At 57.3% G+C, this 19779-nt stretch carries 17 protein-coding genes; 12 read left to right on the plus strand and 5 right to left on the minus strand.

Annotated features, from left to right (window positions below):
• Positions 1–37 precede the first annotated feature (37 nt).
• A complete protein-coding gene (locus tag ACZZ0G_RS26155) occupies positions 38–988 on the minus strand; it encodes an FAD binding domain-containing protein (protein WP_463558124.1) in 951 nt (316 codons plus the stop codon).
• Entirely contained in the window at positions 985–1653 is a 669-nt protein-coding gene (gene paoA / locus ACZZ0G_RS26160) for an aldehyde dehydrogenase iron-sulfur subunit PaoA (RefSeq protein ID WP_463558125.1), read from the minus strand. Before paoA ends, ACZZ0G_RS26155 begins: the two co-directional genes overlap by 4 nt.
• A gap of 355 nt (positions 1654–2008) precedes the next feature.
• Here paoA and ACZZ0G_RS26165 point away from each other — a divergent pair, with 355 nt between their 5' ends.
• From ACZZ0G_RS26165 to ACZZ0G_RS26175, 3 genes are all read left to right on the plus strand, one after another.
• The gene (locus tag ACZZ0G_RS26165; RefSeq protein ID WP_463558126.1) at positions 2009–2398 is read left to right on the plus strand and encodes a putative quinol monooxygenase; all 390 of its coding nucleotides are present in this window, start codon (positions 2009–2011) and stop codon (positions 2396–2398) included.
• 74 nt (positions 2399–2472) lie between these two features.
• On the plus strand, positions 2473–2868 hold the full coding sequence (locus ACZZ0G_RS26170; protein WP_463558127.1) for a DUF1330 domain-containing protein: 396 nt from the start codon (positions 2473–2475) through the stop codon (positions 2866–2868).
• 15 nt (positions 2869–2883) lie between these two features.
• Positions 2884–3798 carry a LysR family transcriptional regulator gene (locus ACZZ0G_RS26175; RefSeq protein WP_463558128.1) on the plus strand — a complete coding sequence of 305 codons (915 nt, stop codon included), beginning with the start codon at positions 2884–2886 and terminating at the stop codon, positions 3796–3798.
• A gap of 300 nt (positions 3799–4098) precedes the next feature.
• Here ACZZ0G_RS26175 and ACZZ0G_RS26180 read toward each other — a convergent pair whose 3' ends face one another.
• Entirely contained in the window at positions 4099–5013 is a 915-nt protein-coding gene (locus ACZZ0G_RS26180) for a LysR family transcriptional regulator (RefSeq protein ID WP_007914920.1), read from the minus strand.
• A 270-nt stretch (positions 5014–5283) separates the two neighbouring features.
• On the opposite strand from ACZZ0G_RS26180, the gene ACZZ0G_RS26185 reads away from it, so the two are divergent.
• From ACZZ0G_RS26185 to pgm, 4 genes are all read left to right on the plus strand, one after another.
• Positions 5284–6306 (plus strand): zinc-dependent alcohol dehydrogenase family protein, encoded by a 1023-nt coding sequence (locus ACZZ0G_RS26185; protein ID WP_194932977.1) that lies wholly within the window; start codon positions 5284–5286, stop codon positions 6304–6306.
• A gap of 548 nt (positions 6307–6854) precedes the next feature.
• Positions 6855–8306 carry a hypothetical protein gene (locus ACZZ0G_RS26190; RefSeq protein ID WP_463558129.1) on the plus strand — a complete coding sequence of 484 codons (1452 nt, stop codon included), beginning with the start codon at positions 6855–6857 and terminating at the stop codon, positions 8304–8306.
• A 49-nt stretch (positions 8307–8355) separates the two neighbouring features.
• Positions 8356–9756, plus strand: coding sequence for an aminotransferase-like domain-containing protein (locus ACZZ0G_RS26195; RefSeq protein WP_463558130.1), 1401 nt, complete (start codon positions 8356–8358; stop codon positions 9754–9756).
• A 105-nt stretch (positions 9757–9861) separates the two neighbouring features.
• Positions 9862–11505, plus strand: coding sequence for a phosphoglucomutase (alpha-D-glucose-1,6-bisphosphate-dependent) (gene pgm, locus ACZZ0G_RS26200; RefSeq protein WP_007914911.1), 1644 nt, complete (start codon positions 9862–9864; stop codon positions 11503–11505).
• A 72-nt stretch (positions 11506–11577) separates the two neighbouring features.
• Here pgm and ACZZ0G_RS26205 read toward each other — a convergent pair whose 3' ends face one another.
• Positions 11578–12273, minus strand: coding sequence for a pirin family protein (locus ACZZ0G_RS26205; protein ID WP_463558131.1), 696 nt, complete (start codon positions 12271–12273; stop codon positions 11578–11580).
• A 276-nt stretch (positions 12274–12549) separates the two neighbouring features.
• On the opposite strand from ACZZ0G_RS26205, the gene ACZZ0G_RS26210 reads away from it, so the two are divergent.
• The gene (locus tag ACZZ0G_RS26210) at positions 12550–15024 is read left to right on the plus strand and encodes a UvrD-helicase domain-containing protein (protein WP_463558132.1); all 2475 of its coding nucleotides are present in this window, start codon (positions 12550–12552) and stop codon (positions 15022–15024) included.
• Between the two features lie 49 nt (positions 15025–15073).
• Here the strand turns inward: ACZZ0G_RS26210 and ACZZ0G_RS26215 are convergent, their stop codons facing one another.
• Entirely contained in the window at positions 15074–15346 is a 273-nt protein-coding gene (locus ACZZ0G_RS26215; RefSeq protein WP_025109621.1) for a DUF1652 domain-containing protein, read from the minus strand.
• 263 nt (positions 15347–15609) lie between these two features.
• Here ACZZ0G_RS26215 and ACZZ0G_RS26220 point away from each other — a divergent pair, with 263 nt between their 5' ends.
• Genes ACZZ0G_RS26220 through ACZZ0G_RS26235 form a run of 4 tightly spaced genes read left to right on the plus strand, consistent with a single transcriptional unit; the run spans position 15610 to position 19415 of the window.
• Entirely contained in the window at positions 15610–16425 is an 816-nt protein-coding gene (locus ACZZ0G_RS26220) for a helix-turn-helix domain-containing protein (RefSeq protein WP_463558133.1), read from the plus strand.
• 52 nt (positions 16426–16477) lie between these two features.
• Positions 16478–17884, plus strand: coding sequence for an NAD(P)/FAD-dependent oxidoreductase (locus ACZZ0G_RS26225; RefSeq protein WP_463558134.1), 1407 nt, complete (start codon positions 16478–16480; stop codon positions 17882–17884).
• A 42-nt stretch (positions 17885–17926) separates the two neighbouring features.
• Positions 17927–18271, plus strand: a complete 345-nt coding sequence (locus tag ACZZ0G_RS26230) for a cupin domain-containing protein (RefSeq protein ID WP_123375153.1) — start codon at positions 17927–17929, stop codon at positions 18269–18271.
• A 58-nt stretch (positions 18272–18329) separates the two neighbouring features.
• Complete coding sequence (locus ACZZ0G_RS26235) at positions 18330–19415, plus strand: polyamine ABC transporter substrate-binding protein (protein WP_007914896.1); 1086 nt, start codon at positions 18330–18332, stop codon at positions 19413–19415.
• Positions 19416–19779 lie beyond the last annotated feature (364 nt).

The following is a 19779-nucleotide window of genomic DNA, read 5'->3' on the forward strand; positions in this document are numbered from 1 at the left end:
TCAATCGACCGCAGCCGTGCAATGCCGATGATGTTGCTTAGGAAGATGTGGTGGAAAGAGCAAGTCCAATCGTCCGCTCCGCCAGTTTGATCTTGAAGGCGTTCTGCGCGGTAGGATTAGCGCCAGCCAGCAAATGAGTGGCTACGGCCTTCGCGCCGTCAGGCAGATAAGCTTCGGCCTCGTCACTTCGCCAAGGTTTGTACGCCACGCCTCCCAAGGCGAGTTGCCCCGTCCGGTCTGGCAGCACGATCGCCGCGACAGAGACCAGCGCAAATGCGTAGGAGGCGCGGTCACGAACCTTGTAGTAGATATGGTCGCCCTTTATAGGTTTAGGCAGCGTCACGGCAGTAATCAGTTCGCCGTTGTTCAGGATGGTCTCGACATGTGGGGTGGCCCCCGGTGCGCTGTAAAGGTCGGCGAGATCAATCGTTCTGACCTGGCCATCCGAGTTAAGTGTTTCTACCCTTGCGCCCAATGCTCGCATCGCCACAGCCATGTCACTGGGATGGCTGGCAATGCAGGCATCGCTGACCCCGATGATTGCTTGTTGCCGACTGGCTCCACCGACTGCAGAGCAGCCAGCACCCGGACGCCGCTTATTGCAAGGCTGGTTGGTATCGTAAAAGTAGGCGCACCGGGTGCGTTGCAATAGATTGCCTGCCGTTGTGGCTTTGTTGCGCAATTGCCCTGACGCGCCCGCAAGCAGCGCCTTGGAGAGTACGGCGTAGTCTCGACGCACCTGAGGCGCAGCAGCCAAGTCAGTGTTACGCACCAGGGCGCCGATCCTTAGCCCGCCGTCCTGGGTCGGGGTGATTTCATCGAGCGACAGTCCGTTTACATCTATCAGGTGTTGGGGAATTTCTATTTCCAGCTTCATCAGATCGAGCAAATTGGTGCCGCCGGCGATGAATCGGGCGCCTGGATGATGGGCGGCGGCGTTAACCGCTTGCTGTAAAGAGGTGACACGCTCGTACGTAAAGGATTTCATGCCTCACCCCCGGCTATCTCTTGAATGGCATCGACGATGTTGGAGTACGCCCCGCAACGGCAGATATTTCCGCTCATGCGCTCGCGGATTTCAGCGGCTGTGGCGGTGCTGCTGGCGATCAAGTCGCTACTGACGTGGCTGGGTATGCCGGCTTTTATCTCGTCAAGCATCGCGACTGCCGAGCAAATTTGCCCGGGCGTGCAGTAACCGCATTGGTAGCCGTCGTGCTTGATGAACGCCGATTGAAGAGGGTGCAGGTTGTCCGGCGTACCGAGCCCTTCAATGGTGGTTATGCTGTCACCTTCGTGCATCACCGCAAGCGTGAGGCATGAGTTTATTCGTCGACCTTCTACGATCACCGTACAGGCGCCGCATTGGCCGTGGTCACAGCCCTTTTTGGTGCCAGTTAGATGCAGCCTCTCTCGAAGGACGTCCAGGAGAGTGGTGCGGTTGTCGACATCCAAGGCGACTCGCCGCCCGTTGAGGCTGAACGTTACATGACTGCCTGGTGGGCTTTGCGGCGCTGCATTTGTCTTGGCAACCGCTCGGGCATCATCGACCTTCGTTAAAACGGCTGTAACTGCAGTTCCTGCAGTGCCGATCAGCAATTGTCGTCGGGAGAGTTCTATTCCAGCTCCGGGTACGGTGGGGTTTCCAGGGTTCATCAACGTCTCCATTCGCAGTGTGGGTGGCTGAGGCCGGGTGCTCCTAGATGATTCCTTTGCGTTGCACATCTCTCACGGCGAGTGCGCGGCTTGAAGAAGCAATGTTGCCGGACTGTCCATCATGGGAGCCTATGGCACTGTGTTGCTGCTGATAACTGGCGTTTTCAGAATGAATCCATGAGCGGTTCTCAGCAATCTACGGCATTACCCCGTGTGGGCATGGATCACCCTCCCAAATTGGACAAGCTCGCTAGCGAGGTTGCATGCACTCATAACAGTTATCTGATTTACTCATGAGTGCTCATCGAATGTGGGCTGTAGCATGTCTGCGCTAATAACCCTGAGAGAACTAAGAATGCGTATATCAGTCCTGCGGGCCACTGCTGTCATGGGCTGTTTCTGGGTGGGGGCAGTGTTTGCTGCGCCACCAGCAGAGCAAGTCGTGCGTATTGCGCAGCTTGTGATTGATCCGGCGCAACTGGCGGCCTATCAAGTTGCGGTCAAAGAGGAAATGGCCGATTCCGTTCGCCTTGAGCCGGGTGTAATAGCTATCTATTCGGTTGCAGAAAAAGATCATCCGAATCGGCTGCACTTCTTCGAAATCTATGCGGATGAGGCGGCGTATCGAAGCCATATTGCGTCTGCGCATTTTCGAAAGTACGTGAAAACGACGCAGTCGATGATCCTGTCCAGAGTATTAACCGAAACCGAACCGGTTCAACTCAGCACTCAGCGTGGTCGATGACACGATTTTCCGTGAGGGCTAGTCGTTGCCAGGTATGCGTGCTGAACACATTGGTTTTTCAATGGAGGAAAGTGATGAAAAATGTGAAGGTGTTGGCGTTTTCGATGGTGGGTCTGGCGTTTTTCGGGGCAGGCAGCTGCCGGGTAATTGCATCCGAGGCTCCTTCGGCAAAGCCCCCGGCCTACTATGTCGCCGAGTTTGAGGTCACTGATCCCGAAGGGATGAAGCCTTACAGTGCAAAGGTAGAGGCAACTTTCAAACCCTATGGAGGGCATTTCATTGTGCGTGGTGGCAAGACCATTTCGCTTGAAGGTGAAGCGCCTAAGCGTCGACGTGTTGTCATTGAGTTTGCAAGTGTCGAAAAAGCCCAGGCTTGGTACAACTCTGCGGAGTACACCGAACTGAGAAAAGTCCGCCAGCGCTCAGCCAGGACAGACGTCTATTTGATTGAGGGCGTATCGGCGCAATAATCAGGGAGTCGACAAATGCTGCGCGAGAATGCGAACGATCTGCTGGTCTTCATTGCAGTAGCGCGGGAAAGAAGTTTCACGAAAGCGGCTTCACAGCTTCGTGTCTCTCAATCTGCGATGAGTCATACCATCAAGGCATTCGAGGAAAGGTTAGGCCTCAGGCTTTTGACCCGCACTACGCGAAGCGTCACATTGACTGATGCCGGGCAGGCGCTTTACGACAGCATGAGCCCGCACTTCGAGGCAATGGAAGCCAATTTTCAGACACTGCTGGGCCTTCGAGATAAACCCGCCGGTACGATACGGATCAGCGCAGCAGATTTCAGCTTTCACACCGTGTTATGGCCAGTGCTGGAAGTATTTTTGGCGAGGTACACGGACATCAACGTGGAGGTCAACTGTGACTATCGACTGGTCGACATCGTAGCCGAACGTTACGACGCAGGCGTGAGATACGGTGACACTGTGGGGGAAGGGATGATCGCGACAAGAATTGCCCCTGACATGCGGATGGCCGTCGTAGCAACGCCAGACTACTTCAGGTTGCATGTGCCGCCCAGAGAGCTCCACGATCTAGGCAGCCACAACTGCATCAACATGCGATTCCCCACCCACGGTGGAATCTACACTTGGGAGTTCGAAAAAGAAGGTATCACCAAAAATATTCAAGTGAGTGGGCAACTCGTCGTCAATGGAGTTTATCAAACGCTCGATGCTTGCCGGAGCGGGGCAGGGTTGGGATATTTACCAGAAACACTTGTTCAACGGCACATCGACAGTGGTGACTTGATTCGAGTGTTGCAGGATTGGTGCCCGCCGTTCGCCGGGTTTCACCTGTATTACCCCAGTCGCCTTCAATCTTCACCTGCGTTCAGCCTTTTAGTGGAAGCACTACGCTATCCCCGGAGAGTCGAAGCTGGTGAAGATTAAATACCGTTTATGGTCAAGCGTCACTTGGCCGTTAAAGCGGAGGTGACTCTTCTCTCGATGCAAGTTCAAAGCTATGTGCCGAGGGGCGCGTTTGTACCATTTTAAAGATTTCCAAGTCCGGCCCGCTCGGAGTTCTCTTCATCAATAGTCCACTCGTCCTTAGGCTGGGGGCATCTTTTTCAAACCATCCAAAGCATGCCCTCAGATGTGCCCCCAATGTAGCCATCCACTGGTAGTGAATGGAGCTCCATGGTTTAAGGAAAGGCAAAAATGATCAGATGAACAGCTTTCGGAAGACCCCTAGAGACTATCCGGATCCCCGAAAAACATCTGAATCCGCGACCGCAACCACCGCTCACCCGGATCATTATCCTGCGACCCCCGCCAAGCCATGTGCAGCTCAAACGTGCGCGTCGGCAACGGCGGATCTTCCGCGCGAACACCACCGGCAGCCGTCAACGCTTCCGCGGTGTAATCCGGCACGGTCGCTACGATGTCAGTGCCCGCCAGCAACGTACTCAAGCCATTGAACTGTGGCACGGCCAGCACCACATGGCGTTTGCGCCCGAGTTTCTCCAGCTCTTCATCAATAAAGCCACTGAGGTCGCCAGCGAACGACACCAGCGCATGCGGTCGCGCGCAGTAGTCATCCAGGCTCAACGGCCCCGGCACGGTATCGGCGCGCAGCAGTTTCGGCGCGCTACGGCGCAGGACCTTGCGCTTGGCGTTGGCCGGCAAGTCGGTGGTGTAGCTGACGCCAATGGAGATCTCGCCAGAAGCCAGCAGGCCCGGCATCAATATGTAGTTGACGCGACGGATCACCAGCACGATGCCTGGGGATTCGGCGCGCAGGCGTTTGAGCAGCATCGGCAGCAGGGCGAATTCGACGTCGTCGGACAAACCGATGCGAAATACCGAGGTGCTGGTCGCCGGGTCGAATTCGGCGGCACGGCTGACGGCGGTCGAAATCGAATCGAGGGCCGGCGAGAGCAGGGCGAAGATTTCCACCGCGCGGGCGGACGGTTCCATGCTGCGCCCGGTGCGTACAAACAGCGGGTCATCGAACAGGCTGCGCAGGCGCGAGAGCGCCGCACTGATCGCTGGTTGACCGAGGAACAATTTTTCTGCCGCCCGGGTCACACTGCGTTCGTGCATCAATGTTTCGAATACGATCAACAGGTTCAGGTCGACACGACGCAGGTCATTACGATTCATCTGGAGTCCTGGCAGAGTCATCAAGCTTGACGAGAGCGGCCATATGAGAACAATGGCCGGCATGAATCTTACGGGGAAAGGCTGGTACTCTGCACCGGAAAATTCAGCTTTACTGAGACGGTGGCAGCAGTTTTTTCATGGATTTTGCCAATGCCGCCCATACTGCGGAATCAATGACAGGCATGTCGACTATTAATAGCCACTGATAGTCTTGGGTCGAAAGCCCAGATAGAGTTCATGGCATTAGAGGTTACTTTGACGAGGTTTGCGATGTCCCGCACGATCCGTTTTCACAAGTTTGGTCCGGCCGAGGTGCTCAAGTGCGAAGAGCATGCGGCCGCTCAGCCAGGTCCTGGCGAAGTGCAGGTGCGTGTCGAGGCGATCGGCATCAGCTGGTACGACACCCTTTGGCGTCAGAACCTGGCCTCGTCTCAGGCGCGACTGCCTGCGGGTCTTGGTCACGAGATGGCCGGTGTGATCACCGCTGTCGGCGACGGTGTCGATGATCTGGCAGTGGGTGACAAGGTCGCCAGCTTTCCGGCCGAGAGTGCGAACGACTACCCGGTCTACGGCGAATCGATCGTGCTGCCGCGTACCGCACTGACCCGTTATCCGGATGTGCTCAGTCCGATCGAAGCCAGCGTGCACTACACGCCGTTGCTGATCGCCTACTTTGCCTACGCCGATCTGGCGCGGGTCAAACCGGGGCAGTTCGCTCTGGTGACTGACGCCAGTCATTGCGCCGGTCCTTCGTTTGTCCAGTTGGGCAAGGCGATGGGGGTGCGGGTGATCGCCGCGACCAAGGAAGCCGAGGAGCGCGAGTACCTGCTGTCGCTGGGCGCTGAGAAGGTCATCGTCACCGAAGAGGAGGATCTGTTGATGCGAATCAACAAGATCACTGACAACCGTGGTGTCGACGTGGTGTTCGACGGCCTCGGCGGCCCGCAGATGTCGTTGCTTGGCGATGTGCTGGCGCCGCGTGGCAGCCTGGTGTTGTATGGCCTGCAGGGCGGCAATCAGACGCCGTTCCCGGCCTGCGCAGCGTTCCAGAAGAATATCCAGTTCTTCGTGCATTGCATCGGCAACTTCACCGGCAAGCCGGAACTGGGCATCACTCAGGATCACGTCGCGTTGCAACGTGCCTTGCGTGACATCAACCAGTTGACCGCTGACCGCGTGTTGCTGCCGCTGAAGACGCGTGTGTTTCCGTTCAACGAGTTCGTCGAAGCGCATCGCTACATGGACGAATGCCCATGCCGCGAACGGGTCGCCCTGCAAGTCGAATCGGCGTAAGACCTGTCATCAGAGTCCGTGGCCCCACGGACTCTTCTGCGTTTAGCTTCCCACCTGAAAAACAGAGCCTGCGGCTGCAACAGCCGCGACTGTTCAGCAACTGAACTGGTTTTTGCTCTCGATCTGTATCTTCTAATCACAATATAAGCCCTGATAATTGAATGATTACTTTCATCTCAAGGAATGAGTCATGGCTGTGCATTCAATTTGTCCTGCGCGATATCAAACGAATAAATCGATTGATCAAGTCAATTTCTGTTTAATAGTTGTAGGGCTATTCGGAAACCGCTTCTCTTTTTCTTGTACTCACTTTCCGTGGGATCTTGTGGGAAGTTTCCTAGGACTGCGTCCAGAAAAAATATCCCAGCAATTACAGGGGGTTAAGGCTTCGATTCACTGGTGATTGGGGTTTTCTCAGATCAAGTGTTTCAAATAACTACAAACTTGTAAGTGTTAGCATTCGAACGTCTATTACTTATTGATGAATTGTCGTCCGACTGATGTTTCAGTCGGCGTGGCATGAAACTTTCGATACCGGGTAAATACCGATGAGCACGATCCATGATCAGGCAATGAACTATGTCTACCAGCAAGTACTGCAACGTTTGCTGAGTTTTTTTTCCCGCGCCGAACGCACGGCGCTGCAATTGCTGATCCAGCGACTGGCGGTGGCTGCCGGCGGCATGGAGAACATGGGTCATTTCAAGGTGCTGGTGAACCAGTCAGGGTCGCGCGACAGTTGTTACACGCTGGCATTGCTGCGGGCGGCGCAGCTGACCATCGCGGGTCGTTCACCCGCAACCTTTCAGCTGCGGGTGGCCACCCTGCGCTGGAACGGTAACAGCCAGGCGTCCCTGGAGAACATGCACCGCAGCTACAGCGCATTGTTTCTGTATGACGATCCACGGGTGGAACTGGTGATGGTGGATCATCGCGAGGTTTTACCGTTCGATCATCAAGCTCCGATTGGCGAGGCCGGTCGGGAGGCTAACCGTATCAATCTGCTGCTGATCGGGCATCGTCGAACCTGGAACGAAACGCTGGAGCTGTGGGATGACGCTTATCTGGCCACTGCCGAGTTCTACGGGCAGGTGGCCCGCTGGAACAATGGCGTCGATGCCATGATTGGCAGTGAGTCCGCGCGTCGGCAAAACCATTTCCTCGACGGTCTGGGCCGCGCGGTGCAGAAGGCCGCGATCGCCGGGCCTCAGGTGAGTTCTGTCGGCTTTGAAATGCTGTTCCCGCTGCTCGACGGACTGGGTGGTGATTATTACCGCGAGTTTTATTCCGAAGAGGAGCGCGTGACCTGGCGACCGGAAGGTCAATTCGAAGCCTGTCGGCGCACCAGTTTTATCAGTATCAACGACATGATTGTCGGCAAGCTCGAAGAGCGCTGGCCTTTGCTGAGTGATTTTTTAGGTTTTCAGGCGGATGATCTGACCCTTTATCAAGGTGACGACGAACACGTGGAACCCATTGTGGCTGCGCATCTGCGAGGGTTGCAGGCGCAATTCATCGAGGGGCGGACCTACGAGGCCGGCGTCGGCGATTATCTGAAAAGCAGCCTGATCACGATGCGGCAAAAACAGGTCCCCGAATCTGTTTGCGAGCAGTTGCTGACCAGCTTCGGCAATCTTCAGGAGCCTGAACATCTGCGGGCTCAGGCAGAAAGTACCTTGTTGGCCAATTTTGACCTGAATGAAATCCAGCTGACGTGCCTGCTGTTCGCGCCGTTCATTGATGCGGGCGCCGGACTCGAGCGGTTCTTGCGCAATTGTCATCCCGGCATGTTGGTGGCGTTGCCGGAGCTGCACCGGGCCATGCAGGGCCTGCATGCGCCGGAACAGGTCCTGAAGTGGATGACCGATGTCAGTGGTCTGCCGGTCAGGTTGATCGTGCGGCTGTATGCAATGGGTCCGGTTCGCATGCCGGTAGCCGACGAATCAATCTCGCAGGGCGCGGTCGTCGAGTCGGCAGTCGACCGATCGGCAGAAGGTTGAGCGTGAGCCAGTTGTTGGCAGATGAACGCCTGCCCACGGATGCGGACTCGTGAAGGCGTCGAGGGAAAATGACTTCGTTTATCAGGCGGTGTATCGCTACCTGACGCTGTTGATAGAAGAGGCGGGGAGCAGCGCGGCGGTGCGCCTGCCTTCGTTGCGGCAGTTGGCTGATCGCCTCAACGTGTCGATCTCGACCGTCCAGTACGCCTATTCGTTGCTGGAAAAGGAAGGCCGGGTCTATTCAGTTGCCAAGTCCGGGTACTACGCGCGAGCGCTGCAGGTGATGGATTCGCCGGAAAGCGGCGGTGATTTGCTGGAAACCGTTTACGTCAATGCCAGGCGTCCGGGCATGTGCGTCCTGAGCGCCGATGAGCCGGCCTCGCTGCAACCGCTGGACAGCCCCTTACTGATGCTGGAGCGCGAACTGCTGCGTCAATATCCGCGCCAGCCGCAAGCGCTGGTGCAACCTTGTGGTGAGCTGGAACTGCGCACGGTATTGGCTGCGCGCTACACCTCATCAACGGCCAATTACTGGCGTGCAGATGACGTTTATATCGGTGCAGACCTGCGCGGAGTGCTGGAAATACTGATTGCAGTGCTTGAGTTGCGTCAAGCCACCGTGGTTGTCGAGTCGCCCTGTGACTGGGTGATTTTGCGCCTGCTGCAAGCCGCCGAGGTGCGTGTTGTCGAGTTGCCATTACTCGCCGGCGGGGTGATTGATCTGCAGCAGTTGGAGTCGCTGCTCAAGCGTGAGTCGGTGCGTTTGATTCTGTTGTCATCGGCGTTGAGCATGCCCCGGGGCAGCCTGTTGCCACCGGCCAACCAGCAGGCAGTTGCGCATTTGCTCGGGCGATATGGCACCTGGGTGCTGGAAAACGATTGTTACAGCGAACTCCATGAAAGTACTGACATTCATCCGTTGCGTGAATGGCTGGATCCTGATCGTTTGCTGGTGTTTTCATCCTTCGAAAAGTTCATCGGTGCCGAGGCGCCTTTCGGCTTTCTGCTGTCACGGCATTGGCGCAATGAGTTGCAGCGGCATTTTCTGTTGCGCGCGTTTCGCCTGTCGCCGATTCGCCAGAAGGCGATCGCCAGGCTGCTTGGGGGTGGTCGGCTGGATCAGCATTTGTCGATATTGCGACGGATGCTCAAGGAACGTCGCACGCAATTGATCGAGCTATTACGCGAACGTCTTGGTGACGCGTTGCAAGTTGTCGAGCCCCAAGGTGGGGCGACCGTCTGGGTGCGGTCGCTGCGACCCGTGAATATGGGGCAGGTTTTCCAGCACCTGCTCAGGCAGCAGATCATTATTGCCCCGGGTGAGCTGTTCAGCCTGCAAGGCCTGCATGCGCAGCATTTGCGCTTGAGTCCGCTGAACCACGGTGATCATGATCTGGCCAGCGTGGTCGGACTGCTCGGTGACGCCTTGCGCCTGGCACCCGCTGACTAACGTTAAAAAACATCGGGAGTGTCCCGGATAGATCCCATCGCGCTACGGTCAAACTGCCAGTAAACTGCGCTCTATTCCTGAATCACTCTATTTCAGAGGTTTTGCATGACACTCAGTCCTTTTGCGGGCAAACCGGCACCGGCAGAATTGTTGGTCGACATCCCGCGACTGGTAACGGCTTATTACACCGGACAGCCCGACGCCTCGATTTCCACTCAGCGCGTTGCGTTCGGTACATCCGGTCACCGGGGCAGCTCGTTCGACTTGAGTTTCAACGAGTGGCACGTTCTGGCCATCAGTCAGGCGATCTGCCTGTACCGCGAAGCCCAAGGGATCACCGGGCCGTTGTTTGTCGGCATCGACACCCACGCACTGTCGACTCCGGCCGGGGCCAGCGCGCTGGAAGTTCTGGCCGCCAACGGTGTGACGGTGATGATCGCCGAAGGTGATGAATACACGCCGACGCCGGCCATTTCCCACGCCATTCTCTGCTACAACCGTGGCCGCACCTCGGGCCTGGCGGACGGCATCGTCATCACGCCGTCGCACAATCCGCCGCAAAGCGGTGGCTACAAATACAATCCAACCAACGGCGGGCCGGCCGACACTCACATCACCAAGTGGATCGAAGCCAAGGCCAATGAGCTGCTGGCCGCGAAACTCGCCGGTGTGAAGCGCATCAGCTACGAGCAAGCGCTCAAGGCCAGCACCACCCATCGTCACGACTACGTGAACACCTATGTCGCCGATCTGATCAATGTGATCGACTTCGACGCCATTCGTGACGCCAAACTGCGTCTGGGCGTTGATCCGCTGGGCGGAGCAGGGGTGCGCTACTGGTCGGCGATTGCCGAGCATTACCGACTGGATCTGCAAGTGGTCAATAAGGAAGTCGACGCGACGTTCCGTTTCATGACCGTCGACTGGGATGGTCAGATTCGTATGGATCCGTCATCCAGCCACGCGATGCAAGGCCTGATCGGCCTGAAAGAGCGTTTCGACGTCGCCTTCGCCTGCGACCCGGATCACGACCGCCACGGCATCGTCACGCCGTCCGGTGGTTTGCTTGCGCCGAATAACTATCTGGCGGTGTCGATCGATTACCTGTTCCAGAATCGCCCGCAATGGCGTGCGGATGCCGGCGTAGGTAAAACCGTGGTCAGCAGCGGTCTGATCGATCGCGTTGCCAAGCGTCTGGGCCGTCGTCTGTACGAAGTTCCGGTCGGTTTCAAATGGTTCGCTGACGGCCTGTTCGATGGCTCGCTGGGTTTCGGCGGCGAAGAGAGCGCGGGTGCATCGTTCCTGCGCAAGGACGGCGGCGTGTGGAGTACTGACAAGGACGGTCTGATCCCGGCTTTGCTGGCCGCCGAAATGACCGCGCGCACCGGTCGCGATCCGAGCCAAGCCTATAAGGCATTGACCGATGAGCTGGGCGAACCGTTCTCGGTACGTGTCGACGCCAAGGCCAATCCTGAGCAGAAGGCGTTGCTGAGCAAGTTGTCGCCTGCACAGGTCACCTCGACCGAACTGGCCGGTGAGAAAATCCAGAGCATTCTCAGCCATGCGCCGGGCAACGATCAGGCGATTGGCGGTCTGAAAGTGATGACTGAAAACGGCTGGTTCGCCGCGCGTCCATCGGGCACCGAAGACATCTACAAGATCTACGCCGAAAGCTTCATCAGTGACGACCACCTCAAGCAATTGGTCGTCGAAGCGCAAACGCTGGTGGATGGCGCTATCTCCGGCTGATGATGTTGGCAAGCGCATGAAAAAAGGGGCAACCGTGATGGTTGCCCCTTTTTTTGCCTGCCATTCAAGCCATCAGGCCAGATCCACCAGGACAATTTCACTGTCCTCAAGGGCCGTGACGCTCAGCACTTGCTCATGCGCTACCGCCACGCCATCTCGAGCTTGTGCACGCAAGCCGTTGACTTCAATCACGCCAGTGGCCGGCACCAGATACGCACGACGACCTTCATCCAGATGATATTCCGCCGTTTCACCTGCCTTGAGATTGGCCGCGACCAATCGCGCATCAGCGCGAATCCGCAGGCTCTGGTCATCGCCGTCCTTGCCGCTGGCCAAGGTAACAAAGCCTTCACGCTGGCCTTTCGGGAACGGTTTTGCGCCCCACGAAGGCGGTGCGCCGGTTTCCGTGGGCAGAATCCAGATCTGGAAGATCTTGGTGTCTTTCGCTTCCAGGTTGTATTCGCTGTGAGCGATGCCGGTGCCGGCACTCATCACCTGGACGTCGCCAGCCTCGGTACGGCCCTTGTTGCCAAGGTTGTCCTGGTGAGTAATCGCACCTTCACGGACATACGTGATGATTTCCATGTCGCGATGCGGATGCTGCGGAAAGCCTGTGCCAGCAGCAATCACATCATCGTTCCACACTCGCAGATTGCCCCAGTTCATGCGCTGAGGGTCGTAGTATTCGGCGAATGAAAAGTGATGATGGGCATCCAGCCAGCCGTGATGGGCGCCGCCCAGCGAGCTGAAAGGTCTGAGTTCAAGCATGATCGTCTCCTCAATAGGTTCGTCATGGGGTGCGATGGGTTGCACTCGACGCGACACCAGTGGTTTATGACGGCGATCATCTATCAGTCAACTATCGATAAAAAGCGTAAAAAGTGCGGCATTACCATCGAAACGACTGATAAGAAAAGGCGCCATTGGATCTCATCCAACCTTCAGTTCATCGCCTAAACCAATGAGCTGTAAGCATTTCGCTAGAACTGCGCGGCAAATGCAGACACCATACCCGCAACAGCCTTACACACTGGAGCCATCAGCGTGGCGCAACACACCCCCGATCTTCCTCCTGAACTTCGCCCCCTGGCCGAGATGCCATGGTTTAAACGCCTGGCGGCACGCTTCTTCGGCCACGGCTTGACCCGTTTACGCGCGCAGCACCGCGCATCGTGGTTACACGGTCAGGCCGACGGTTTCCGCAGCGGCCATACCGCTGGCGTCGAATATGGCTTTAAGGAGGGCAAGCTCGAGGGGCTGGAAGAAGGTCGCCAGGTGTTGTTGATCCGTGACAGTCGCAACACTGAGCACCGCCTGCCCAGTGTCGATAACCACCTGTTTGACGATTGGCGCTTGCCGCTGACGGCCGAGCTGAAAAAGCGCATGAAGGCCGATGTCGCCCGTTTATTGCCTGAGCATGCGCAGCCGAGCACCGCGCAGTGGAAGATGATTTTCAGCGAAACACCGTCAACCTCAGTGGTTGCCGGCGCGGGCGCGGGCAAGTCCACCACGCTGGTGCTGCGTATTCTGCTGCTCAACCACTATCTGGGTTTCGAGCTGGATTCGATGACCGTGGTGACCTTCACCCGCGAGTCGCGCAAGGATTTCATCAACAAACTGATTGAGCTGTTTGCACTCTGGGGGCAGGCGCTGAACCTGCGCCAGGCGCGGGAACTGGTGCGGACCTTCCACTCGCGCATTCTGCCGATGGTGCGCAGCTTGCCGGGTTTCGAACGTCTTCAGGCCTTTGAAAACCTCAGCCATCGGGTTCAGGGTGTTGAAGAGGAGGTCGACAGCAATCCGTTCGACCTGCGCATCAACGATGCACAGCGCCAGCAACTCAACGCCTGTTATCACCGCTTGTTCAATGACGACGAGCGTTTCCGCGAGTTGATTCAGCCGCTGTCGCGCGCCGGTTTGCAGCTCAGGGAGCTGGAGCGAGATCACCCGGATGTACAGAAGCGCGTCGCGGTGACGGAGCTGGCGTCGCGGCGCGACGAAGAATTGTGCGATGCCATCGAAGATCTGTGGTTCCGCGCCGGCGCTTGGCCGATCAAGGGCATTGAGCCGAACCGGCAGAGTTTCGATATCAACGGCGCAAAATTTCATTGCCATGGCTACATTCCGAGCCTGGATGCTTGGGTGATGCTCGGTTTCGATTCGCGGGAAAACCCGCAGTTGAGCCGGCCAAACGCCAAGCTCAGCGTACGTGCCGAGTGGGCTGTCAAGCGCACACTGTTTCAAGCTTTCTGTCGTAAGCCGTTGATTTGGCTAGATAGTTATGAGTCATCGAAGCGCGTTCTGGCAACGCTGGCAGGCGATGCCAGCGCCGGGCCTGGCTTTGATTACAAGGTCAAAGGTGAATTGACCTCCGCGCCGTTGCTCGACTGCTTCGTGGCAGCGGCAGGTTTCATCGAGAACCTCGGCCTGGACGTGCCAGACGCGGTCGGTCGCATGAGTTTTGCCAAGGACGATCCGGACCGGTTTTTCTTCGAGGCACTGAGTCTGTTCTGGCGGGCCTTTGAAGACCATTTGCTCGATCAGAAGCCGCCGGTCATGACCTACAACCGCATGTTCGCGCTGTTCAGCGAGCATTCGCCGGAAAACCTCAAGCTGCTGAGCGATGAGTTGCTCAGGCCGCTATCGCACCTGATGATCGATGAGTTTCAGGACGTATCGCCGCAGATCGTCTCGTGGATTCGCGCCAGCCTCACGGAAATCCGCAGCCGTGGCCCGGCCATGCACGTCGGGCGGGGCGCGCAACGTTCGTCGTTGCTATGCGTCGGCGATGACTGGCAGTCGATTTACGGCTGGCGCGGCAGTTCGCCGAGTTACTTCATGGCGTTCGACAAGGAGTTCCCGTCGCCAAGCACCACGCGAGTCATGCTCAGTGATAATTACCGCAGCCATCAGCACATCATTGATGCCGCGGAACATATCGTCCGCGCCGCGCCGGCGATCCCTGGGAAAAAAGCCAAGGCCAGCGGCGCGCCCAAGCCGTTGCAACCGGTCAATGTGCTGGAGCGCGACGATCAGGCCTTGGGCCAGCGCCTTGCCGAGCACTATCGTCAGGGTCATTCAATCTTGATGCTTTATCGAAAAAGCAGCGATAAGTTATTGATTGAAGAGCATATTCAGTCTGTTGTTAATGTAGATTCGAGCTTGCCGTACGAAGCGCGCCGCCTGAAGCAATTGACCTACCACAGCGCCAAAGGCTTGCAGGCGGATGCGGTGTTTTTACTGGGTGACTGTCAGCACCTGACCAGTTCGCCCTACAAGAATCAGGTTTATCGCATGGCCGGATTAGGTAAGTCGGGCGACAGCGAACCGTATGACACGGCGCAAAGGGACGAAATTCTGCGTCTGGCCTATGTCGGCATTACGCGGGCGGTCAGCCATTGCTACTGGTATGTCGAACCGCAGGAAGCGCAAGCGGTGAACATGCCCCGGGCGTCGGACCGGGTGGCTAAGGGCAAGCCTTTTTTCGTTGATCACCGTATCGCAAAGCAAACTGCGTAAGCACAAAAAAGCCCGCATCGCTGCGGGCTTTTCGTTTCAAATCATAAGCTTATGCGTAACTCTTGAGAGACTCCGGAGGAATGAACGCTTCCAGCTCATCCTCCACAGCCTCGATGATTCGCTCGACATCCGCTGCATTCATCACCGTTGCACACGGGATACCGGCGATGGCGATCATGGTTTCGCCACTGGCACGATCAAACAGACGGGCGATCATACTGCCCGGCGCATCCATCGTTGCCTCGAAACCCATGGGATGAAAATGCCAACGCATCAATTGGCATGCGTTGGGAAAGGTGACTTTGCTTGACCCTTTATTCATATGTTGCCCGCCTTCTTCATCGAGCGCTTCCGTTTGCTCATGTTAGGTGGGAAGAGCCTTCATTGGCTCAACCGGTGATAGTTATTAAAAGTAGCATCCAGATGTGAAATTCCTGTGAGATTTTTCAGTTCATTTTGCGATTGCTTCGCATTTTTTGATGTAAGTCACGGCCTACGCAAACGTCGCCAAAATGCCACTACGGATTAATCGTTGAAGGCTGTGGCGAACTTGGGCAAGCTCGGTTCTTTTGCGCCGAGCCCTTTATGTACGCCGACGACGACGGCCCAGAACAGACCCAAGCCACGGCGGCCACGGTGATGCGCTATCACCTGAGCTGGAAACACCGCGACCTGGACAGCGTCATGGCGCTCTATCACCCGGATATTCAGTACAACGATTTCTTCCAGAACCGCGTGCTCGGCCTCGACGAGTTGCGCGAGTACGTGCGCGTCAGCATGCCGCGCGAATCCGACGAATTGCTTGAGCATTGCGATCGCATTCGCGTCGACGGCAATACCGCGTTCATTCAATACGAAGTGACCTTGCGTGGCGGCGACGGGCTCGTGTCGTTTCGCTCCAGCGAGGCGATCACGGTCAGGGACGGGCTGATCTGGCGCGTCAACGAATATGCCTCGCTGGTGCGCACGCAAACTGCTGGCACGGCGTCCTCGAGTCAGCGTCCGGCAGTCAGTCGTCTGGGCCTTTCGCCGCGCCAGTTGAGTTTTATGGCTGAAGACCTGCAGCAGTATTTCGAAAAACAGCAGCCGTACCTCGATCCCGAACTCGACTTGCAGCGAGTGGCGAAGGAGTGCGGATACAGCCGCAATCAGATTTCCTATCTGCTCAATCAGGTGCTCGGGCAAAGCTTTTATCGCTACGTCAATCAGGCGCGCCTGCAACATCTGCTGCGCTCGCTTGATAACGCCACGCCGCCGCTACGCATCGATGAGCTGGCGTTCGCCGCTGGTTTCAACTCGTTGTCGGCGTTCTACAGCTGTTTCCGCCAACACACCGGCCAGTCGCCCAAGGCCTATGCAAAACAAATTTCTTTGCGGGCACGCGCGCAAGACATCGATTGATCGCAGCCACTAGGATCGACGCCATCGAAGGTTTTCAGTGGCGGAGTCTTGCATGCCGGCGTGGCGCACTATCAGTTTGTGGATGGATCAACTTGATGAGCCGCTGACCGCGCGGCCCGAGCTTGAGCGAGATCTGGACGTCGACGTGGCGATCATCGGCGCCGGCTATACCGGGCTGTGGACCGCGTACTACCTGAAGAAACTCGCGCCGGGGCTCGACATTGCCATCGTCGAGGCGCAGACCGCCGGTTTCGGTGCATCCGGTCGTAATGGCGGCTGGCTGATGGGCAATCTGCTCGGCGAGGATCGTCTGCTGGCCGGGTTGTCGCCAGAGCAGCGCCGCGCGTCGTTCGATCTTCTGCATAGCATTCCCGATGAAGTGGAAGTCGTCCTCGAACGCGAAGGTATCGACTGCGATTACCGCAAGGGCGGCGTGCTCTATTGCGCGGCGCGCTATCCGGAGCAGGAAGCCTCCCTGCGCGAATACCTGGGCAAACTGCACGCCCAAGGCCTGACCGACGACGATTACCGCTGGCTCAGCCCCGAACAACTCGCCCAGCAGATCCGCGTGGCCAAGCCTTATGGCGGGATTTACGCGCCACACGTGGCGACCCTCCATCCGGCGAAACTGGTGCGTGGTCTGGCGCGCACCGTGCAGAACATGGGCGTGAAGATCTACGAAAACAGCCCGGTCACCCATTGGCAGTCGGGCAGCCTGCGCACGGCGAAAGCCAGCGTGCGCAGTCGCTGGATCGTGCCAGCCGTCGAAGGTTATTCGGTGACCTTGCCGCCGCTGGGTCGCTATCAATTGCCGGTGCAAAGCCTGATCGTCGCCACCGAACCCTTGTCTGCCGCGACCTGGGATGAGATCGGCCTCAATCGTGGCCAAGCGTTCAGCGAATTCAGCCGCCAAGTGACTTACGGCCAGCGCAGTGCCGACAACCGGCTGATTTTCGGTGCCCGGGGCGGTTATCAGTTCGCCGGCAAGCTGCGCCATAACTTCGACCTGACCCGCGATGAAGTCGAGCTGCGCCGCTATCTGTTCGGCGAATTGTTCCCGCAACTGAAAAACGTGCAGATCACCCACGCCTGGGGCGGCAATCTCGGCATGTCGCGGCACTTCAAGCCGCACATGCTCTGCGATCGCGCCAACGGCATCGCGTTGTCCGGCGGTTATGGCGGGGAGGGCGTCGGCGCGAGCAATCTCGGCGGGCGCACCCTGGCCGATCTGATTCTTGAGCGCGACACCGAATTGACTCAGCAGCCCTGGGTGCTGCCGGACGGCGGTATTCATGCGTTGCGCGCGTGGGAGCCGGAGCCGTGCCGCTGGCTCGGTTACAACGCAATCATCAAAAGCTTCGTTCACGAAGATCAGACCTTGGCCAACCCGGCGACCGCGCCATGGCGGCGCAAGCTCGCCAGTCAGGTCGCGGGTTTCATGGAAGGTTTCATGCACTGAACGCCGATTTACTTGAAGAAAGCCCAAAAGACAGGTCAGACCATGAGCATTACCCAGTTCAAAAACACCGCAACCCTGCCACTCGATGAATCCAACCCGGTGGCCGTCCCCCTCGGCGAACCAGTGGCGATCGCTTCAACCACCAGCGTCGAGCGCGACGACGGCGTCGAAACCGGCGTCTGGGAATGCACGCCCGGGCGCTGGCGCCGGCAGATCACCGCGCAGGAGTTCTGCCATTTCATTTCCGGGCGCTGCACGTTCACCCCGGACGGTGGCGGCGAAACCCTGCACATACAAGGTGGCGACGCACTGATGTTGCCGGCCAACACGCTCGGAATCTGGGATATCCAGGAAACCGTGCGCAAGAGCTACGTGCTGATTTTCTGATTGTTTGATCCTTTGATTGCCTGCCAACAAAAAAGAAAACCCACACAGGAATCGATCCATGATCCGCAAGACCCTCGCTCTGGCACCGCTGATGCTCGCCGTTTCCCTTGCTCAGGCCGCGGAAACGGTCAAGGTTTACAACTGGTCCGACTACATTGCGCCGGACACCACCAAGAACTTCGAGAAAGAGACCGGCGTGGGTGTCACCTATGACGTCTACGACAGCAATGAAACCCTCGACGGCAAGTTGATGACCGGCAAATCCGGTTACGACGTGGTATTTCCGTCCAACCACTTCATGGCCCGGCAGATTCAGGGCGGGGCGCTGAAAAAGCTCGACAAGAGTCAGTTGCCGAACTGGAAGAACCTCAATCCGGTGCTGCTCAAAGCGCTGCAGACCAACGACCCGAACAATGAACACGGCTTTCCGTATCTGTGGGGCAGCACGGGCATCGGCTACAACATCGCTAAGGTCAAAGCCGTGCTGGGCGACAACGCGCCGGTGGATTCCTGGGACCTGATCTTCAAGCCCGAATACATGGAAAAGCTGCAGAAGTGCGGCGTAGCGATCCTCGACAACGGCCCGGAACTGCTGCCGGCAGCGCTCAACTACCTGGGCCTGCCGCACCACAGCAAGAATCCCGAGGACTACAAAAAGGCTGAAGCGCTGCTGATGAAAGTGCGGCCGTACGTCAGCTACTTCCACTCCTCGAAATACACCAGTGACCTGGCCAACGGCGACATCTGTGTGGCGGTCGGCTTCTCCGGCGACATCCTGCAAGCCGAGAACCGCGCCAAAGAAGCGAAAAACGGCGTCGACATCGGCTACGCGATTCCCAAGGAGGGCGCGGCGATCTGGTTCGACATGGTCGCCATGCCCGCCGACGCGCCGGACGAGAAGGCCGGTTATGCGTTCATGAACTATCTGCTGCGCCCGGACGTGATGGCCGGCATCAGCAACTACGTGCATTACGCCAACGGTAACGAGCAGGCCGACAGCCTGATCGACCCGGCCATCAAGAACGACACCAAGGTTTATCCAAGTCCGGAGATGATGGGCAAGCTGTTTGCGCTGGAGGCAATGCCGTTGAACATTGACCGGATCCGCACGCGGGTGTGGAACAAGATTCGCACCGGTAGCTGATCACTCAGGCATACCCAAATCCCCTGTGGGAGCGAGCTTGCTCGCGAAGGTGGTCTGTCATTCAACATCAATGTTGTCTGACCCGAAGCCTTCGCGAGCAAGCTCGCTCCCACAATGTCTTTCGGCGTTTAATTGGTTGATATCAATACACTGGCATCGCACTAATAAAGTGCAGCAAACTGAGACGCGTCTAACAAAAAACAACTTACCCATATTTAATATTTAAATAGAAAATCGTCAGACAATTAGGCAAAAGCTGCGCAACTAAAACAATCTTTCATCGCCTCGCGCTTTGTTTACGGCAGTTTTGTGAAACAGCCCGATTTGATCTCAAAAAAATCCTTTACGGCAGATTTCAAATTGT

The sequence above is a fragment of the Pseudomonas sp. AC169 genome, assembly GCF_979258515.1.

Coding starts and splice junctions, on each gene's coding strand:
- ACZZ0G_RS26155 (WP_463558124.1), bottom strand. CDS start 988: ATGAAATCCTTTACGTACGAGCGTGTCACCTCTTTACAGCAAGCGGTT.
- paoA (WP_463558125.1), bottom strand. CDS start 1,653: ATGAACCCTGGAAACCCCACCGTACCCGGAGCTGGAATAGAACTCTCC.
- ACZZ0G_RS26165 (WP_463558126.1), top strand. CDS start 2,009: ATGCGTATATCAGTCCTGCGGGCCACTGCTGTCATGGGCTGTTTCTGG.
- ACZZ0G_RS26170 (WP_463558127.1), top strand. CDS start 2,473: ATGAAAAATGTGAAGGTGTTGGCGTTTTCGATGGTGGGTCTGGCGTTT.
- ACZZ0G_RS26175 (WP_463558128.1), top strand. CDS start 2,884: ATGCTGCGCGAGAATGCGAACGATCTGCTGGTCTTCATTGCAGTAGCG.
- ACZZ0G_RS26180 (WP_007914920.1), bottom strand. CDS start 5,013: ATGAATCGTAATGACCTGCGTCGTGTCGACCTGAACCTGTTGATCGTA.
- ACZZ0G_RS26185 (WP_194932977.1), top strand. CDS start 5,284: ATGTCCCGCACGATCCGTTTTCACAAGTTTGGTCCGGCCGAGGTGCTC.
- ACZZ0G_RS26190 (WP_463558129.1), top strand. CDS start 6,855: ATGAGCACGATCCATGATCAGGCAATGAACTATGTCTACCAGCAAGTA.
- pgm (WP_007914911.1), top strand. CDS start 9,862: ATGACACTCAGTCCTTTTGCGGGCAAACCGGCACCGGCAGAATTGTTG.
- ACZZ0G_RS26205 (WP_463558131.1), bottom strand. CDS start 12,273: ATGCTTGAACTCAGACCTTTCAGCTCGCTGGGCGGCGCCCATCACGGC.
- ACZZ0G_RS26215 (WP_025109621.1), bottom strand. CDS start 15,346: ATGAATAAAGGGTCAAGCAAAGTCACCTTTCCCAACGCATGCCAATTG.
- ACZZ0G_RS26220 (WP_463558133.1), top strand. CDS start 15,610: ATGTACGCCGACGACGACGGCCCAGAACAGACCCAAGCCACGGCGGCC.
- ACZZ0G_RS26225 (WP_463558134.1), top strand. CDS start 16,478: ATGCCGGCGTGGCGCACTATCAGTTTGTGGATGGATCAACTTGATGAG.
- ACZZ0G_RS26230 (WP_123375153.1), top strand. CDS start 17,927: ATGAGCATTACCCAGTTCAAAAACACCGCAACCCTGCCACTCGATGAA.
- ACZZ0G_RS26235 (WP_007914896.1), top strand. CDS start 18,330: ATGATCCGCAAGACCCTCGCTCTGGCACCGCTGATGCTCGCCGTTTCC.